11 protein-coding genes are annotated in these 16,643 nt (G+C 56.6%); 5 read left to right on the forward strand and 6 right to left on the reverse strand.

From position 1 onward, the window contains the following. Positions 1-18: 18 nt before the first annotated feature. From fhuB to fhuA, 4 genes are read right to left on the reverse strand one after another with little or no spacing between them, the layout of a single operon-like run. Positions 19-1,995 carry a Fe(3+)-hydroxamate ABC transporter permease FhuB gene (fhuB, locus tag KVT28_RS14595; protein WP_217549053.1) on the reverse strand — a complete coding sequence of 659 codons (1,977 nt, stop codon included), beginning with the start codon at positions 1,993-1,995 and terminating at the stop codon, positions 19-21. Continuing rightward, positions 1,995-2,873 carry a Fe(3+)-hydroxamate ABC transporter substrate-binding protein FhuD gene (fhuD, locus tag KVT28_RS14600; protein ID WP_217549055.1) on the reverse strand — a complete coding sequence of 293 codons (879 nt, stop codon included), beginning with the start codon at positions 2,871-2,873 and terminating at the stop codon, positions 1,995-1,997. The genes fhuB and fhuD overlap by 1 nt, the downstream gene beginning before the upstream one ends. A gap of 9 nt (positions 2,874-2,882) precedes the next feature. Beyond that, positions 2,883-3,677, reverse strand: a complete 795-nt coding sequence (gene fhuC, locus KVT28_RS14605) for a Fe3+-hydroxamate ABC transporter ATP-binding protein FhuC (RefSeq protein ID WP_007888799.1) — start codon at positions 3,675-3,677, stop codon at positions 2,883-2,885. 54 nt (positions 3,678-3,731) lie between these two features. Next, positions 3,732-5,930, reverse strand: a complete 2,199-nt coding sequence (gene fhuA / locus KVT28_RS14610) for a ferrichrome porin FhuA (protein WP_217549057.1) — start codon at positions 5,928-5,930, stop codon at positions 3,732-3,734. Between the two features lie 335 nt (positions 5,931-6,265). Here fhuA and KVT28_RS14615 point away from each other — a divergent pair, with 335 nt between their 5' ends. After that, entirely contained in the window at positions 6,266-8,092 is a 1,827-nt protein-coding gene (locus tag KVT28_RS14615; RefSeq protein ID WP_217549059.1) for a glycosyltransferase family 25 protein, read from the forward strand. Between the two features lie 3 nt (positions 8,093-8,095). Next, entirely contained in the window at positions 8,096-9,481 is a 1,386-nt protein-coding gene (locus KVT28_RS14620) for a bifunctional cytidylyltransferase/SDR family oxidoreductase (RefSeq protein WP_217549061.1), read from the forward strand. A gap of 53 nt (positions 9,482-9,534) precedes the next feature. On the opposite strand, the gene mrcB is transcribed toward KVT28_RS14620, so the two are convergent. Both mrcB and hrpB read right to left on the reverse strand, forming a co-directional pair. Beyond that, on the reverse strand, positions 9,535-12,075 hold the full coding sequence (gene mrcB, locus KVT28_RS14625) for a bifunctional glycosyl transferase/transpeptidase (protein WP_217549063.1): 2,541 nt from the start codon (positions 12,073-12,075) through the stop codon (positions 9,535-9,537). A 98-nt stretch (positions 12,076-12,173) separates the two neighbouring features. After that, complete coding sequence (gene hrpB, locus KVT28_RS14630; RefSeq protein ID WP_217549065.1) at positions 12,174-14,648, reverse strand: ATP-dependent helicase HrpB; 2,475 nt, start codon at positions 14,646-14,648, stop codon at positions 12,174-12,176. Between the two features lie 36 nt (positions 14,649-14,684). Between hrpB and thpR the strand changes: the two genes are divergently transcribed. The 3 genes from thpR to dksA all read left to right on the forward strand — a co-directional run bounded on the left by thpR (position 14,685) and on the right by dksA (position 16,632). Then, entirely contained in the window at positions 14,685-15,224 is a 540-nt protein-coding gene (thpR, locus tag KVT28_RS14635; protein WP_217549335.1) for an RNA 2',3'-cyclic phosphodiesterase, read from the forward strand. Then, positions 15,225-15,929: a DNA/RNA nuclease SfsA gene (sfsA, locus tag KVT28_RS14640; RefSeq protein ID WP_192412363.1), complete on the forward strand. Its 705-nt coding sequence runs from the start codon at positions 15,225-15,227 to the stop codon at positions 15,927-15,929. 247 nt (positions 15,930-16,176) lie between these two features. Then, entirely contained in the window at positions 16,177-16,632 is a 456-nt protein-coding gene (dksA, locus tag KVT28_RS14645) for an RNA polymerase-binding protein DksA (protein WP_007888770.1), read from the forward strand. Positions 16,633-16,643: the final 11 nt, after the last annotated feature.

The following is a 16,643-nucleotide window of genomic DNA, read 5'->3' on the forward strand; positions in this document are numbered from 1 at the left end:
CATTCCGGGTTACCCTGATTACGCCCGCCGCAACAGCCAGATAAAATACGGCGCACCAAAGAAGGTCGCCATCAACCCGGCTGGAATTTGATCCGGAAACGCCAGCATCCTGCCGCACCAGTCGGCGAAAATCATCAAGCCGCCGCCCAACAAACCGGCCATCAACACCTGTGGTAACGCACGGCGGAACCCGAGCATGCGCACGATATGCGGCGCCATCAGCCCGATAAAGCTCAGCGGCCCGATGGTCAAGGTTGCCGTGGCGGTTAATGCCGCCGCCAGCAGCAGCAGGCTGAGGCGCGAGGTGGTGAGCGCCATGCCCGCTGAACGCGCGGTAGCGCTGCCGAGTGGTAACAACGTTAACCAGCGACTTGCCAGCGGCGCCAGCGCCATCAGCACCACACCCACGACCGCGCTTTGCACGGCCTGCTGCATATTGATGTTGTAGGTTGAACCGGAAATCCAGCTCAGCAAGCCCGCCATGCGCGGATCGCCGCTGGCCAGCAGCACCATCAAAAGCGTGACAAACGCGCTGTTAAGCGCCATGCCCGCCAGCAACATGCGTTCTGGCGAAAAGCCGCCGCGACTCGCCACCAGCATAATAATCATCAGCGTCAATGCCGCACCCAGCGCACCGGCAGGCAACAGCCACGCCACCGCATCGCCCGGCACGAAGAACATCATCACCACCACGCCGCACGCTGCACCCGAGCTGATGCCCAACACTTCCGGGCTCGCCATCGGATTACCAGTGAGCCGCTGAATCAGCGCACCCGCCACGCCGAGCATCATGCCCACCATCAGCGCGGCCAATACGCGCGGTGCGCGCCACGGCAGCAGCTGCTGCAGCATATCGCCGCCCACCCACGCAAAGCCGTGCGCATCGCGGCCAAAGGTGATGCCAACCCAACTCAATACGCCCAGAATCAGCAATCCGATCAAACACCAGCGTAAGACCTTCTGCCGCTCAGCCGGCACGCTATCGCCCTGATTTAGCGCTGGCGGTACCGATCCAGTACGCAGGCGCGGTAGCAACCAAAGCAGAATCGGCACGCCGATCAGCGCGGTCGCCGTGCCGGTAGACACTTCACGCCAGTGGCTGGTCAGCCATAGCACGCACTGATCGGCCAACCACAGCAGCAGCGCACCGATCAGCGGCGCCAACATCATGCGGCTCATCAGGCGACGCCCGCCGAGCATCTTCGCCAGCAGCGGCGCGAAAAGGCCGATAAAGCCGATGATGCCTGCAACATTGACCAGTTGCGCGCTAAGTAAAATCGCCAGCGCCAGCGCAGCTATACGTGCCGCCGACAGCGCCAGACCGAGGTTTTTTGCTACGCCATCGTCGAGCCCCATCAGCGTCAGCGGACGCAGCAGCGCCAGCGCCACCACAAACGCCAGCAGCAGACGCGGCCACAGCTGCGCCACATTGTGTCCATCCAGCTGGTTGAGCGCGCCGGTGCTCCACAAGAACATGTTCTGCAGCTGATCGTGATTGAAGATCGCGAAGATTTGATTCACCGAACCGGCGTACAAACTCAGCACCAGCCCAGCCAGAATCAGTGTCACCGGCGACAGACGTTTGCCCCAGGCCACGCCGAATACCAAAATACCGACAATTACCGCGCCGCCCATCGCCGCAAACTGCTGCGTGAACTCGCCGCCCGGCAAATGCCATAACGTCGCGACGGTAATTCCCAGCTGAGCGCCCGACGACACGCCAAGCGTGGTGGGTTCCGCCAGCGGATTGCGCAGCACCTGCTGAAACAGCAAACCGGCCAGGCCAAGGCCCGCGCCAACCAGCAGCGACAGCGCCAGTCGCGACAGCAAACTGTGATGAAACACCACTTGCTGGATGTTGTTGACGTCAGGCGCAAAAAACGCCTGCGACCATTGATCGATCGGCAGCGCCTGGCGCAGATTGATCACGGTTAAGGCCAGCGCCAGCAGAAACACCGTACTCAATAGCGCGACGGGAAAAAAACGATTGCGCATCAGTGCGACTCCAGCGCGTGTTCCAGCACGCGGACAAATTTCAGCGCCGAAGAGGTCGCGCCGTAATACCATACCGCCGGCACGCGCTGGAAACGCTGCGCGCGCACAAACGGCAGCGCCTGCCACAGCGCGGTGGCCATCACCTGCTGCATATCGCGATCGTTATCGTGATCGAAGCAGATCACCTGCACATCACCCACTTCCGCCAGCCGCTCCAGCCCAACGACTGCACTGCCCCAGAAGTTGGTTTCGCCCTGCCAGGCATTGCTCAAGCCAAGGATCTCCATCACCTCAAGGAACAAACTGTTTTTACCGAAGGTAATCGCGTGGCGGCTGTCCATCAGCGACATCAGCAGCACCGGACGATCGGCCCACGGCCTGAGGCGTTCACGCGCCGCCGCCAGCTGTTCATCCACATACTGCAGATGCTGCACGGCCTGCGCTTCACGGCCAAGACGTGCGCCGAGCGCCTGCAGCGAGTGACGCGCGGTGCTGAGAGGTTTGCCGTCGCCGCTGTTGAGGTCAAAACCCATGGTTGGCGCGATGCGCTGCAGCTTATCCAGCGCCGGACCATAACCATTGGAGTGCAGGATGAGTGAAGGTTCGAGCTGCGTCATCAGCTCCAGATTGGGCTCGGTGCGTAAGCCAAGATCGATAACGCTGGACGGCAGCTGCGGATCGCCGACCCAAATGTTGTAGTTGTGCATGTCGGCCACCCCGAGTGGCGTCACGCCGAGCGCCATCAGCAGCTCCACCGGCAGCCACTCCAGCGCCAGAATGCGCTGCGCATCCGGCACGGCGGCACGCAGCGGCAACGCAGACATCAACGGGGAAAGTGCCAGCGCCATCAGCAGGCGGCGGCGAGAAATGTCGAACATGGCGAGGCCTTAATAAACGAAACTGACGGGCGCGCCGCCAAGCGGATGCGGCAAAATGCCCATCGGAATACCGTAAATGTTGCCCAGCACATCGGCCTGCATGATCACCTCGGGGCCTCCTTCGGCAATCACTTCGCCACCGCGCAATGCCACCAGACGATCGCAATAGCGCGCCGCCATGTTGAGATCGTGCAGCACCGCAATCACCGTTAGCCCACGTTCGCGGCTGAGACGCTGAATCAGCGCCAGCACATCAACCTGATGGGCGATATCCAGCGCCGAGGTCGGTTCATCCAGCAACAGGCAGCGACTGTTCTGCGCCACCAGCATCGCCAGCCAGGCACGCTGGCGCTCGCCGCCAGAAAGGCTATCCACCAGACGCCCGGCAAAAGGCTTTAATCCCACTAGCGTAATCGCCTCTTCCACCCGATCGCGATCTTCCTGACCATAGCGGCCCAGCGCGCCGTGCCACGGATAGCGGCCAATCGCCACCAGCTCGCGCACCGTCATGCCTTCCGCCGCGGGCAGTTGCTGCGGCAGATACGCCACCTGACGCGCAAAATCTTTGCTGCCCCAGTTATCTACCGCGTCCTCATTCAGCAACACGCGCCCTTCACTCGCCGCATGGTGACGACCGAGCATTTTCAGCAGCGTGGATTTGCCGGAACCATTATGACCAATCAGCGCGGTGACTTTGCCCGGTGCAAAGGTAAGAGACAGCGGATGCAGCAGCGTGCGGCCTGGCACACGAAAACTGACGTTATCCAGCCTGAAGGTGGTTTCTGCGTGGTGCGGATGCTGCATGATAATCCCTGGTTAATCTGCAGGTCGCCATTGATGGCGACCTGCGTAACACGATTAGAAACGGAAAGTCGCAGTACCGACAATCTGACGCTCAGCGCCCCAGTAGCAGGCGTAGTCGCGGTAGCAGCTGGCGACGTATTCACGATCGAAGAGGTTATTGACGTTAACGCCGATGGTGGAGCCCGGCATGCCAAAGCGTGCGAGATCGTATTTCAGCGCGGCATCAACGGTGGTGTAACCGGCTACGTCGAAGTTTTGGTTCACATCGTCGCCGCTGGCGTACAACCCTTTGCTCTCGCCGACATAACGTACACCTGCACCCACGGTCACGCCCGACAGCGCCGTTTCATGGAAGGTGTAATCACTCCACAGCGATGCCATATGCTTCGGCACCTGCACCGGCGTTTTGCCTTTCAGGTTAGTGTCTTCGGTGTATTCCGCATCAGTGTAGGTATAAGACGCGGTCATATTGATGTTGGCATTCAGCGCGGCTTTGGCTTCCAGCTCCACGCCACGCGAGCGGATTTCACCACTCTGAATGCTGGCATTTGGGTGGTTAAGGGTATCCGGATCGGCCGTCAGGTTTTTGGTTTTGGTCAGCTGATACACCGCCGCCGTCAACACCACCGGACGATCTTTAGGAACGTATTTCACACCGGCTTCATACTGCTTCGCGCGGGAAGGATCAAAGGCTTGACCATCATAAGTTGAACCTGAGTTCGGAATGAAGGCTTCGCTGTAGCTGAAGTAAGGTGCGATACCGTTATCAAACACATAGTTCAGCCCGCCACGCCAGGTGAAAGCCTGATCGTTCTGGCGATCAACGCTACTGGCTACGCGATCATAGACCGAGTTCATCGCGTAATCATAACGACCGCCGAGGGTTAACACCCAGCGGTTCCACTCCATCTGATCCTGCGCGTATAAACCGGTTTGGCGCTGCTTATTGAGGTGCTGATAAGGATTAGGGAACGGCGTCACGCTGTCGTCGCCATATTGTGGATTAACGGCATTCAGCGGTGATGCGGTACCAAATTGCGCATCAATATCATTACGCGTGCGCTGGAAATCGACACCCAGCAACAGTGTGTGATCAATTTGACTGGTGGTGAATTTGGCCTGCGCCTGGTTGTCGACTGCAAACTGGTTGAGCTTTTCATCAGAAACCGCTGAACCGCGGGTGATTTGCTGTGTTGCGGCATTAAAACCATTGCCATAAATGCTGCGATAATCCGTTCTCAGATCCGCATACCGCAAATTCTGCCGCACCGTCCAGGTGTCGTTGAAACTGTGCTCGAAGTTGTAGCCCACCATCCTGGTGTTGCGCGAAATCTTGTTGCTGTCTTCGCCTTCATCAAAGTTAGTTGGCAGCTTGTAACTGCTGCCGTCAGGACGGGTGATGCCCACCACGGTGCCCTGACGCGGCAACCAGCCGTAATAGCCGGTTTCCGGTTCGTTCTGGAAGTAGGTCAGCAAATCGAAACGCGTATTCTCATTCGGACGCCAGCTGAATGATGGCGCAATGGTGTAGCGCTTCTCTTTGTTCATATCCTGCTGCGCATCGGCGCTGCGCGCGAGACCGGTCAGGCGATAGCTGTAAACGCCGTCATCATCCAGCGAGCCGCCGAAATCGAAACCCGTGGAGAACTGATTGTTTGTGCCCATCTGGAACTGCACATCACGCAGCGTCTCCTGCGTCGGACGCTTACTCACCAGCGACACCACGCCGCCTGGATTGCTCTTGCCGTACAGCACCGAAACCGGACCGCGCAACAGTTCGGCGCGTTCAAGGAAATAGGGATCGATAGCAAACTCAGAGTAGTTATCACCCTGCAGTTTCAGGCCATCAAGATATTGGTTGGTGTTGGTTTCGCTGAAGCCGCGAATAGAGAGCGCATCGATAACATTGGAGCTACCGCGGTTACCGGTCAACACGCCTGGCGTGTAGTTGAAAGCCCCTTTCACGCTGGTGACGTTTTTCATCGCCATCTCTTCCTGCGTGACTACCGAGATTGACTGCGGGTTCTTCTCGATCGGCGTATCGGTTTTGGTGCCGGTGGCGCTGCGTTTGGCCGCAATGGTTGGCGACGGGCCCCACGCTTTCTCTTGCTCGACTCCGCTGCCGCCATCGGCGCTAACCACCACGGTATCTTCTGCCAACGCCTGCACGCTGAACGTACCCATAGTCATTGAAATAAACCAAGCCAGCGAACGCGGGCGTAAGAAACAAGGATAAGTGTTTCGCGTATTCATAAGTGAGGTCTCTCGAAAAAAGTCGATGCAGGCGAATACAAACGAGAATGATTATTATGACGCACGGATTTTAGGCGAAATAGCGTCATATTCGCAACGATTAATGCCTGTAAGCGCGGCGTTTACAGCCAGATCGCGCATATTCATGATCGCAAATAATAAATCAGCAATAAAAGGAGCGGAGGCCGGCAATCGGGAAATTGCATTGCCGCACAGAGGAAGTTTATTTCATCCCGACGGAGCGCCAAACCAACGATAACAAGTAAAATCATAAACTTAAAAAAATGGCCCGCTAATTGCTTATGTCCTGCATTCTCCTTCCCGCAGACACACTCATGACCGCTATAAACTGGAACATTGTTGATCGCGTTGTCTTCATCAATTTGAAGAAACGCAAAGACCGATTAACCCGCATCACTAAACAACTTAAAAAGCTGGGTTTAACCGCTGAAAAAATCGTTCGCCTGGAGGCGATCAAGCATGAAAAGGGCTACATCGGCTGCACGCAATCGCATATCGCCGCGCTGGAGATGGCACGCGATAACGGCTGGGAGCGCGTGCTGATTCTGGAGGATGATTTTAGCTTCAATGAAAGCCAGAAGAACTACGACAATCTCAACCGCTACTTTGCCGCCCTGCCGCAAATCAACTGGCAAGTGGCTTTTCTGGCGGCCAATTATCGCCGAGTCACGCCGTTAAAGAGCGTGGGCTATATCGTGCGTGCTAACTTCGCGTGGTGTGCATGCGCCTATATCGTAAATCACCGCTATTACACCACGCTGATTGAAAACTATCGCGAGGCGCTGCAGGCGCAATTGCAAGGTGGTGCGCAGGCACAATATGCCCTTGATGTGCACTGGAATAGCCTGATGCAGCAGGATCTTTGGCTGGGCGTATTCCCCAATGCCGGTGCACAACGGCTCGATAAAAGCGATATCGAAAATAGAACGGTAGATTACCGCGCACTCTTCAGAAAACCGTTGAGTCAAATCGTTGCGCCCGCCAAATTCACACCCTCCACTTCAGGCCCAATTAAAGTCGACTTTTACTTCCAGTGGCCGCCGGGTTGGACGAACTTTGAATCGGTGATTGAGGCGATGCAGGCCAATCCCGCGTTCGATTGCCGCATCGTGGTGGTGCCTTACCTGAACTGGAAGGCGAGCGATGTTAATGGCGATATTCAGCGTGAGATTCTGCGTGAAAGAGGGCTGGATTACATAGGATTTGAAGACTACCAGTTAGAGGAGCGTCAGCCCGATGTGGTGTTCTTGCAAAACCCTTACGACGAAGCACGCCCCGAAGCCTTTCGCAGCGACTACCTGCATGAGCGCGGCGTGAAAATCGCTTACATCCCTTATGCGCTCGATACCGGAATTGGCGCAGAGAGCATGGTGTATCAATATAATTTGCTTTGTCAAAATCTGGCGACGTGGATATTTGCCCGCTCGGAAAAACATAAAACTGAGTTTGCGCTGCAGTGTCAGGCAGGAAATCGCCATGTGCACGTTACCGGCCATCCTAAATTTGACCACTATCAGCGTCGTTTCCATCTCACGGATAACCTGCCGGCTCAAACGGTAACCACCTTCCTGTGGACGCCGCATTTCGTACTGCCTGGCGACCAGAAGATGTACACCACGTTCAGCCTTTACTGCTCGGCGTTCTTAAAACTGATTGAGCGTCAAGACATTCATCTGATCATTCGCCCCCATCCGCTGCTGAGTCAATGGATAGGTGAAGCCAACCCAACGGCACAAACTCTTTATCAGCAGTTACAGCGCGCATCGCAGCAACACACCAATCTGGAGTGGGATCTCGGGCATGATTACACGCTGACTTTTGCGCGTTCCGATGCACTCATTGCGGACGCCGGTTCCTTCCTGCTGGAATATCTGCCGTCGAAAAAACCCATCCTCTACCTCACTCACGAAACCTGTCACGGTTTGAACCGCACTGCAGAATTCATTTATGACGCCTACGACGTTGCCTGGTGTGAAAAGGATATTTTCACCTTTGTAGACAACATTGTCGCGGGTCACGATGCAATGAAAGTGCGCCGGGAACAAGTCCTGCGTGAGGAACTGCAGATAGAGGAGAAAACAGCGGGCGAGAAAATCGCTGAAATTATTTGTTCATCACTCAGACCGCAAGCGGCGGAATAAAAAATGAAAAATGTAGCCATAATACTTTCTGGCGGTACAGGCACCCGCTTTGGCAGCGACAAGCCAAAACAATTCGCCAAGTTAGCGGGACGTGCCGTGATTGAATACACCATCGAACGTTTTGAAAAATCGGCCGACATTGATGAAATTATTATCGTCTCACAAAATGAGTACATCGATTACATGTGGGAGTTGGTGGCAAAAAATCAGTGGCACAAAGTGAGTAAAGTGGTGAACGGCGGTAAGGAACGTTTTGACTCAACGTATTCCGCGCTGAAAACCCTTATCAACTATGACGGTCATTGTAAAATCTTACTGCATGATGCCGTGCGTCCATTAATTAGCGACACTATTATTCGCAAATGCGTAGATGCACTTGAATCCTTTGACGCCGTAGATGTGGTGATCCCCTCAGCAGATACTTTAGTAGAAGTTCACGATGATGGCTGCATTGCCAATATTCCTCATCGTGCCAGCATGCGCCGAGGCCAGACCCCTCAGGCATTTCGTCTGGAAAAAATTCGCCAGGCTTATGAGAAAGCAGCGGCCATGGGTAAGTTTACGTTTACCTGCGACTGCGGAGTATTGCGTAATATGCTGCCTGAAACGCGTGTTATTACCGTAGAGGGCGATGAGAACAATATTAAAATCACCCATCCACTTGATCTCTTTATCGCAGAAAAATTGCTGCAGGAGAAAAGCTCACACGCATTGAATTCTGCAAATCTCGATTTCCTGCGCGATAAGCATATGGTTATTTTTGGTGGAGGTAGCGGAATTGGTCTGGAGATGATGAAAGTTGCCACGCTGTGCGGGGCCAAAGTACATATTGCCAGTCGTTCACATAATGATATCGACATTACTCATCTCGACAGCGTAAAAAACTATTTAACTGACATTGTTGCCGAGCATGGCAATATTGATTTTATCGTCAACACTGCGGGTGTCTTGATTAAGAAACCGCTCGCCACGCTTACTCAGCAGGAAGTGATGGCGCTGATTAACATTAATTATCTGGGAGCCGTAAACGTGGCAATTGCGGCAAAAGAGCGGTTAATCTGCAACTCCGGCATGTTATTGAATTTCACATCCAGTTCTTACACTCGTGGACGGGCTTTTTACGCCCTTTACTCATCGGCAAAAGCTGCGGTAGTCAATCTGACTCAGGCGCTGGCGGAAGAGTGGATTGAGGATAAAGTCAAAGTGAACTGCATTAATCCTGAGCGTACCGCCACACCGATGAGAACCGTTAATTTTGGCGAGGAACCTGCAGATTCACTGCTACATGCACGAGACGTTGCAGTAAAAAGCCTGGAAGTTCTCGTGACGCAAAGTACTGGTATGGTTATTGATATTCGCAAAAGTAATTGTAAGAATCAGCCCAGCTAACCACCTATCCCAATAAAAAAGGGCGCCGCAGCGCCCTGTGTTTTCTCAGCAACTTATTTGCTGCCGAACATATCTTTAATCCAACCCGCCACGCCGTCAGAATCTTTCTGCTCATTCTGTGGCTGATGTTGTTGCTGCTGTTGCTGTTGCTGCTCTTGTTGCTGCTGCAACTGCTGCTGTTGTTGCTGAACCTGCTCTTGCTGCTGCTGACACAGCGCGTTCGGATCCAGCGACCACACCGGCAACGAACGCCATGTGCTGCTGCCCGTACCGCAGATAAAGTTACCGGCAGAATCGATATTCATCTGCGTGATATCTTCCGGCGGCGTCAGCACCAGCGGCATTGGCGCCTGGTTGTCGAGATAGCGACGATAAAGCTGCATTGCACCGCTGGCACCGTACAGCTTCGAGGTTTGGTTGTTATCGCGGCCAACCCAGGTAATCGCCACTTCTTTGCCATCAATACCGGCGAACCAGCTATCGATCAGGTCATTGGTGGTACCGGTTTTGCCAGCCAGATGCGCTTTAGGATAACGCGCACCCAGCGCACGCGCAGTACCGTGATCGGCGACCTGCTGCATGGTGTAGAGCGTCAGATACGCCGCCTGCGCCGGTTCAACACGCTGCGCCTGCGGATAGCTCTGATACAGCACCGTGCCATCTTCCGCAATCACCGAACGCACCGCCGACAGCTCAGCGCGGTTACCGCCGCTGGCAATCGACTGGAACGCCTGCGCCACTTCAATCGGCGTCAGGTTCAGCGCACCGAGCAGCATTGACGGCACCGGATGCAGCTGATCTTTCGGCACGCCGAGCTTGTTCCAGGTATCGACCACCGCATCCAGTCCCAGCGTCATACCGAGGTTGACGGTTGGCACGTTCATCGAGTTGGTCAGCGCATCCACCAGCATCACTTTGCCGCTGAAACGACGATCGTCATTCATCGGTTTCCAGATGCTGCCGTTCGGCTGTTTCAGCGCAATCGGTTCATCGGCGATCCAGCTGTTGAGGCGATAGCTGTTCGGCTGGCTCAGCGCGGTGAGATAGGTGGCCGGTTTTGCCAGCGAGCCAATCGAACGACGTGCTTGCAGCGCGCGGTTGTAACCGGCGAACTGCGGATCGGCACCGCCGACCATGGCGCGCACTTCACCGCTGAAGCGATCCACCACCACCATCGCGGTTTCCAGATCTTTCAGGCCACGCTGTTTTTTTAGCGTTGGAATACCTTCAATCACCGCTTTCTCTGCGGCATCCTGCGAAATCGCATCCAGCGTGGTGAAAATCTTCACGCCGGAGAGATCTTTCATTTTGTCGCCGAGCTTAGCCTGCAGCTCGTTACGCACCATCTGCATAAACGCCGGCTGAGGCGTGATCACGCCGCCTTTTGGCTGCACGCCAAGCGGACGCGCCGACAGCATGTCATACAGTTCCTGATCGATGACGTTCTGCTGCTGCAACAAACGCAGCACCAGATTACGTCGCTCCAGCGCCAGTTTCGGGTTACGCCATGGATTGTACAGCGATGCGCCTTTCACCATGCCGACCAACATCGCCTGCTGATCGAGGCTCAGCTCATCCACCGGACGACCGAAGTAGTAAAGGCTCGCCAGCGGGAAACCGCGGATCTGGTCATTACCGGTCTGGCCGAGATACACCTCGTTGAGATACAGCTCGAGGATGCGATCTTTGCTGTAGCGCGCATCCATGATCACCGCCATATAGGCTTCACGCGCTTTACGCCACAGCGAACGCTCGTTGGTGAGGAACAGGTTTTTCACCAGCTGCTGCGTCAGCGTACTACCGCCCTGCACCGCTTTACCGGCGGTGATGTTGGCGAGGAACGCACGACCAATCGAATACGGGCTAATGCCGTCGTGCTCGTAGAAGTGGCGATCTTCAGTGGCGATCAAGGTGCTCACCAGCAGATCCGGGAAACCGGCGCGCGGCACGAACAGACGCTGTTCACCGTTCGGCGACTGCAACATGGTGATCAGGCGCGGATCGAGGCGGAAGAAGCCAAAATCGCGGCCGGTATCGAGATTTTTAATCTCGCTCAGCTCATTGTTGCTAAAGGTCAGGCGCGCGTTGATCTGCCCCTCTTTGCTGTCCGGGAAATCAAACGGACGGCGCAGCAGATCAATGGTGTTGCCTTTGACGCTAAACTCGCCCGGACGGGTAATGCGTGACACTTCGCGATACTGCGTGCCTTCCAGCAGCGCAATCATCTCTTTTTTGTCGTACGACATGCCCGGTTCAAGGCTGACCATGCGGCCATAAACGGCGGCCGGCAGTTGCCACACTTTACCGTCGATGCGGCTGCGGATTTCCGAGTCGAGATAGACGCCCCAGGCGGCCATCACCACCACAAAGACCAGGAAGAGTTTAATCAACCAGCCTAACCAGCGACGTTTACCGCGTGGCGGACGTTTTTTACTTTTTGGTGGCACCGGTCCACTCTCCTCATCTTCTTCGTCAAAATCGTCCTGATCGATATCATCATCAAGTTCCCTGCGGCGACCCCGCCGCGCACTGCTGCGCGGCGGCTTTGGCGCTTTTCCTTTGCGCCCGATAGGTTCACGATCGTTCCCAGACATGCTTTTATTCTCCAGGTATTGCTACGGCGGCGGCCGTTACTCTAACTGCTTTCTCATGCGACGCATGGCAGAACCCTCTGAATTCGATCCACAGCGTTTCACGATGAAAATTTCTTGGTCCGCCTTGTGGGTAAGGCGTTGGCCGGATCGTCCGGCCACGGATGCTTTGGATAGCGCCCTTTCATCTCTTTCTGCACTTCGGGATACGCACCACGCCAGAACGCCGCGAGGTCACGGGTGATCTGCAGCGGACGATGCGCGGGCGAGAGCAGCTCTAACACCAGCGGTACGCGGCCATCGGCCACCGCCGGATTCTGTGCTTCGCCAAACATCTCCTGAATCCGCACCGCCAGCGCGGGTGGCTTCTCTGCATCGTAGCGGATCGGCAGGCGGCTTCCGGTCGGCACAGTGTAATGAGTTGGCAGCACAGTATCCAGCCGCTGACGTTGTGACCATGTCAGCAAATGTAATAATGCGCTGACAAGGTTGATGCTCTGCAATCCTTTCAGATCGCGTACCGCGCTCATCTCCGGCAGCAGCCAGCTTTCAAGCGTATCGAGCAGGCTTTCATCGTCCAGCGCCGGCCACGCCTCTTCCGGCAGCCACTGCGCGGCACAGTGCACCCGCAAGCGTAGCTGTTCGGCGTCTTCTTTCCAGCCCAGCACCGACAATCCTTTTTCGCGGATCCAGCGCAGCATCGCCGGATGCAATATTTCCGCCTCCGGGCGTGCCTGCGGCTGCGCTTTTAGGACCAGCGCGCCGATCAGTTCGCGTTTCCACGCGCGCAAAGTGCCTTTCTCTTCGTCCCACTCCACGTCGGTACGCTGCTCAATTAAGGTGGGGCATTCGCGGCGCAGCGCGTCGATATCCACCGGCAGCGCCAGTAACATGCGCGCATCGGCGGCGCTGGCGCCCTGCAGCAGTGCCGGTGCAATTAGCCACTCATAGCGGCGCAAACCATCCTGCTCGTTAAGCATCGCGCCAATGCCGTTCGCCAGCTGATAGCGCGTGCTGTCGCCACGACGCTGCGCCAGACGATCGGCAAAACCGGCGGCCAGCAGCTGCGGGAACAGGTCGGGATTAATGGTGCCGCCGCTGGCGTTGAGGCGCTTCTGCCACTGACGCGCGCGGCGCTGCCAGTGCGACTGCGGATGGTTAAGCGCATCACGCAGATCGACGCTGCCGCTGCGTGGCGGATCTTCCAGAATCGCCACCAGCAGCGCGGCGCTGGCGATGGCATCGTTGTTTTGCCCGGCAGCCACCAGAATCGCGCTCAGGCGCGGATCGCTGCCCAACGCGGCCATTTTTCGACCGCGCGCGCTGAGCTGGTGATTCTCCAGCGCGCCTAGCTGGGTTAACCGCTCGCACGCCGCACGCAAGTTGCGCGGCGGCGGCGCGTCAAGCCACATAAGCTGCGACGCATTCTGACATCCCCATTGCAGCAGATCGATCTGCAGCGAGGTCAAATCGCTATTGAGAATTTCCGGTTCACTCTGCGCCGCCGCACGCAGCGCCTGCTCTTGCGGCAGTAAATGCAGGCAGATGCCAGGTTCCAGTCGACCAGCACGACCGGCGCGCTGCGTCATCGACGCCTGGCTGATACGCTGCGTTTGCAGCCGCGTCACGCCGCTGCGCACGTCAAACTGCGCCGAGCGCTCCAGCGCGCTATCGACCACTAAGCGGATACCTTCGATGGTCAAGCTGGTTTCGGCGATGTTGGTCGCCAGCACCACTTTTCGGCGGCCCGCCGGAGACGGCAGGATGGCGCGGCGTTGCGCCTCCAGCGACAGCGCGCCATATAAAGGAGAAAGATCCACCTCGTCACTGACCCGCGCTTCCAGCTCGCGCTTAACCCGTTCGATCTCCGCCACGCCGGGCAGGAACAGCAGCAGCGATCCTGACTCTTCGCGCAGCAGTTGCGCCACCTCGCGCGCTACCGCTTCTTCAAAACGTTGCTGGCTGTTGAGCGAAGCATAGCGGCGCGTGACCGCGAAGCTGCGGCCCTCAGAGACCACAAAGGGCGCATCCGGCAGCAGCTGACGCAAACGCTGATTATCGAGCGTGGCCGACATCAGCAGAATTTTCAGATCGTCGCGCAATCCTTGCTGCACATCGAGCAGCAGCGCCAGCGCGAGATCGGCCTGCAGGCTGCGTTCATGGAATTCATCGAGGATCACCAGCGAGACGCCTTCCAGCATCGCATCGCGCTGCAACATGCGCGTCAAAATGCCTTCGGTGACCACTTCGAGGCGCGTGTTGGCACCGCAGCAGTTTTCACCGCGCATGCGATAGCCAACGATGCCGCCCGGCTGCTCGCCAAGCTGTTCTGCCAGACGCTGCGCCACGTTGCGTGCCGCCAGTCGGCGCGGCTCCAGCATGATGATGCGGCCGGGCAATGGGGCGTGTTGCAGCAGCTGTAATGGCAGCCAGGTCGATTTACCTGCGCCGGTCGGCGCCGCCAGCAACACCTGCGGCGACTGCGCCAGCGCGTCCAGCAACGTAGGCAGCACCTCGCTTACCGGTAACTCACTCAAACTCAACTCCCAAAATGCCTGTGCTAAGATGGCGCGCATTGTAGCACTCTGAGGCGCGGATTACCGGAGGCCAACCTGGCAACGCAACGTCTGTTTTTTGCTCTTGAACTGCCCGCTCCGCTCCAGCAACAGTTGGTGCAGTGGCGCGCGGATAATTTTGCTGCCGAAGCCGGGAAACCGGTGGCGGCGGCTAACCTGCACCTGACGCTGGCGTTTCTCGGCGAGGCCAGCGATGAGACGTCACGCAAGCTGCAGCTGCTGGCCTCACGCATCGAACAGCCCGGTTTTGCCCTCGATTTGGATGACGCCGGTCACTGGCCGCGTCCCGGCGTGGTGTGGCTCGGTTGTCAGCGGGCGCCGCGCGGATTACTGCAGCTCGCCAGCCTGCTGCGCGCACAAGCCGCACGTCATGGCTGCGCACAGAGCCCGCAGCCGTTTCATCCGCACGTCACGCTGTTGCGCCAAGCAGCGTCACAGATCGCGCTGCCGCCGCGCGGTTTTCACTGGCGCACCGATATCCGCCATTTTGCGCTGTTCGCTTCGAACGTGACGCGCGGCCGCACACGTTATCAGGCGCTGGCCCGCTGGCCGCTACTATCATCCACAGGAGAGTAAATGGAATTCGATCCGCCGCTTAAACCCGCCCGTTTGATCGCCCGTTACAAACGCTTTTTAGCCGATGTGGTTACGCCAGAAGGTGAAACGCTGACCATTCACTGCGCCAATACCGGCGCGATGACCGGCTGCGCCACGCCGGGCGATACCGTGTGGTATTCGACATCCAGCAGTGCCACGCGGAAATATCCGCACAGTTGGGAACTTACCAAGACCCAACAAGGCCACTGGATCTGCGTGAATACGCTGCGCGCCAATCAGCTGGTGCGCGAGGCGCTGACGCTCGACACGATTCCGGAATTATCCGCTTACAGCCGCTGCCAGCCTGAAGTGAAATACGGCACGGAAAAAAGCCGAATTGACTTCCTGCTGCAAGCGGATGGCCGATCCAACTGCTATATTGAAGTCAAGTCCGTCACCCTTTTACAAGCAGGTAAAGGCTATTTTCCGGATGCGGTGACGGCTCGTGGACAGAAACATCTGCGCGAATTGAGCACCATCGTGGCAGAAGGTCATCGAGCCGTTTTGTTGTTCGCAGTTCTGCATACGGGGATTGAGGACGTTTCCCCGGCACGCCATATCGACGTGCACTACGCAGAACTACTGGAACAGGCGCAGCGTGGTGGTGTGGAAGTTTTGGCGTATCAAGCTCAAATTTCACCGTTAAAGATATTACTTACGCAACCGATTAACGTAGCGTTGTAATATTTAAAGCAATTTGGTGTGATAGGAATGTTCTGGGCGAGGCGCTGAATACGCGATTGTTCAGAGGCTTGTCAAGTAGTGGTCAGGAATAATTGCCAACCTTGATGGCTTCTGCTATTTATAGCGGCCTGTTTTTTTCCCTTTATGGGAATCGATAAGCCCTAAATCGTTTAGGTTGCAGGCACACAGTCAACGCACATGCAACTTGACGTATCTAGGGAAGTGCGTGTTATCCAGGAGAAACAACATGCAAGAAGGGCAAAACCGTAAAACATCGTCCCTGAGTATCCTCGCCATCGCTGGAGTGGAGCCGTATCAGGTGAAACCGGGCGAAGAGTATATGAACGACGCCCAGCTAGGCCATTTCCGTAAGATTCTGGAAGCCTGGCGCAACCAACTTCGGGATGAAGTAGATCGCACTGTGTCACATATGCAGGACGAAGCTGCCAACTTCCCGGATCCAGTCGACCGTGCTGCGCAGGAAGAAGAGTTCAGCCTGGAATTGCGTAACCGCGATCGTGAGCGCAAACTCATTAAAAAGATTGAGAAAACGCTCAAGAAAGTGGATGACGACGATTTCGGTTACTGCGACTCCTGCGGTGTAGAAATTGGTATTCGCCGCCTTGAAGCGCGTCCGACTGCCGATCTCTGCATTGACTGCAAAACGCTGGCAGAAATCCGCGAGAAGCAGATGGCTGGCTAATGGCCGTAAGC

The sequence above is a fragment of the Pantoea sp. GbtcB22 genome (genome assembly GCF_019091025.1).
Lineage (GTDB): Bacteria > Pseudomonadota > Gammaproteobacteria > Enterobacterales > Enterobacteriaceae > Pantoea > Pantoea leporis.

Bases quoted from the DNA above. Each gene is read 5' to 3' on its own strand.
- fhuB (WP_217549053.1), bottom strand. From the start codon at position 1,995: ATGCGCAATCGTTTTTTTCCCGTCGCGCTATTGAGTACGGTGTTTCTG.
- fhuD (WP_217549055.1), bottom strand. From the start codon at position 2,873: ATGTTCGACATTTCTCGCCGCCGCCTGCTGATGGCGCTGGCACTTTCC.
- fhuC (WP_007888799.1), bottom strand. From the start codon at position 3,677: ATGCAGCATCCGCACCACGCAGAAACCACCTTCAGGCTGGATAACGTC.
- fhuA (WP_217549057.1), bottom strand. From the start codon at position 5,930: ATGAATACGCGAAACACTTATCCTTGTTTCTTACGCCCGCGTTCGCTG.
- KVT28_RS14615 (WP_217549059.1), top strand. From the start codon at position 6,266: ATGACCGCTATAAACTGGAACATTGTTGATCGCGTTGTCTTCATCAAT.
- KVT28_RS14620 (WP_217549061.1), top strand. From the start codon at position 8,096: ATGAAAAATGTAGCCATAATACTTTCTGGCGGTACAGGCACCCGCTTT.
- mrcB (WP_217549063.1), bottom strand. From the start codon at position 12,075: ATGTCTGGGAACGATCGTGAACCTATCGGGCGCAAAGGAAAAGCGCCA.
- hrpB (WP_217549065.1), bottom strand. From the start codon at position 14,648: ATGCGCGCCATCTTAGCACAGGCATTTTGGGAGTTGAGTTTGAGTGAG.
- sfsA (WP_192412363.1), top strand. From the start codon at position 15,225: ATGGAATTCGATCCGCCGCTTAAACCCGCCCGTTTGATCGCCCGTTAC.
- dksA (WP_007888770.1), top strand. From the start codon at position 16,177: ATGCAAGAAGGGCAAAACCGTAAAACATCGTCCCTGAGTATCCTCGCC.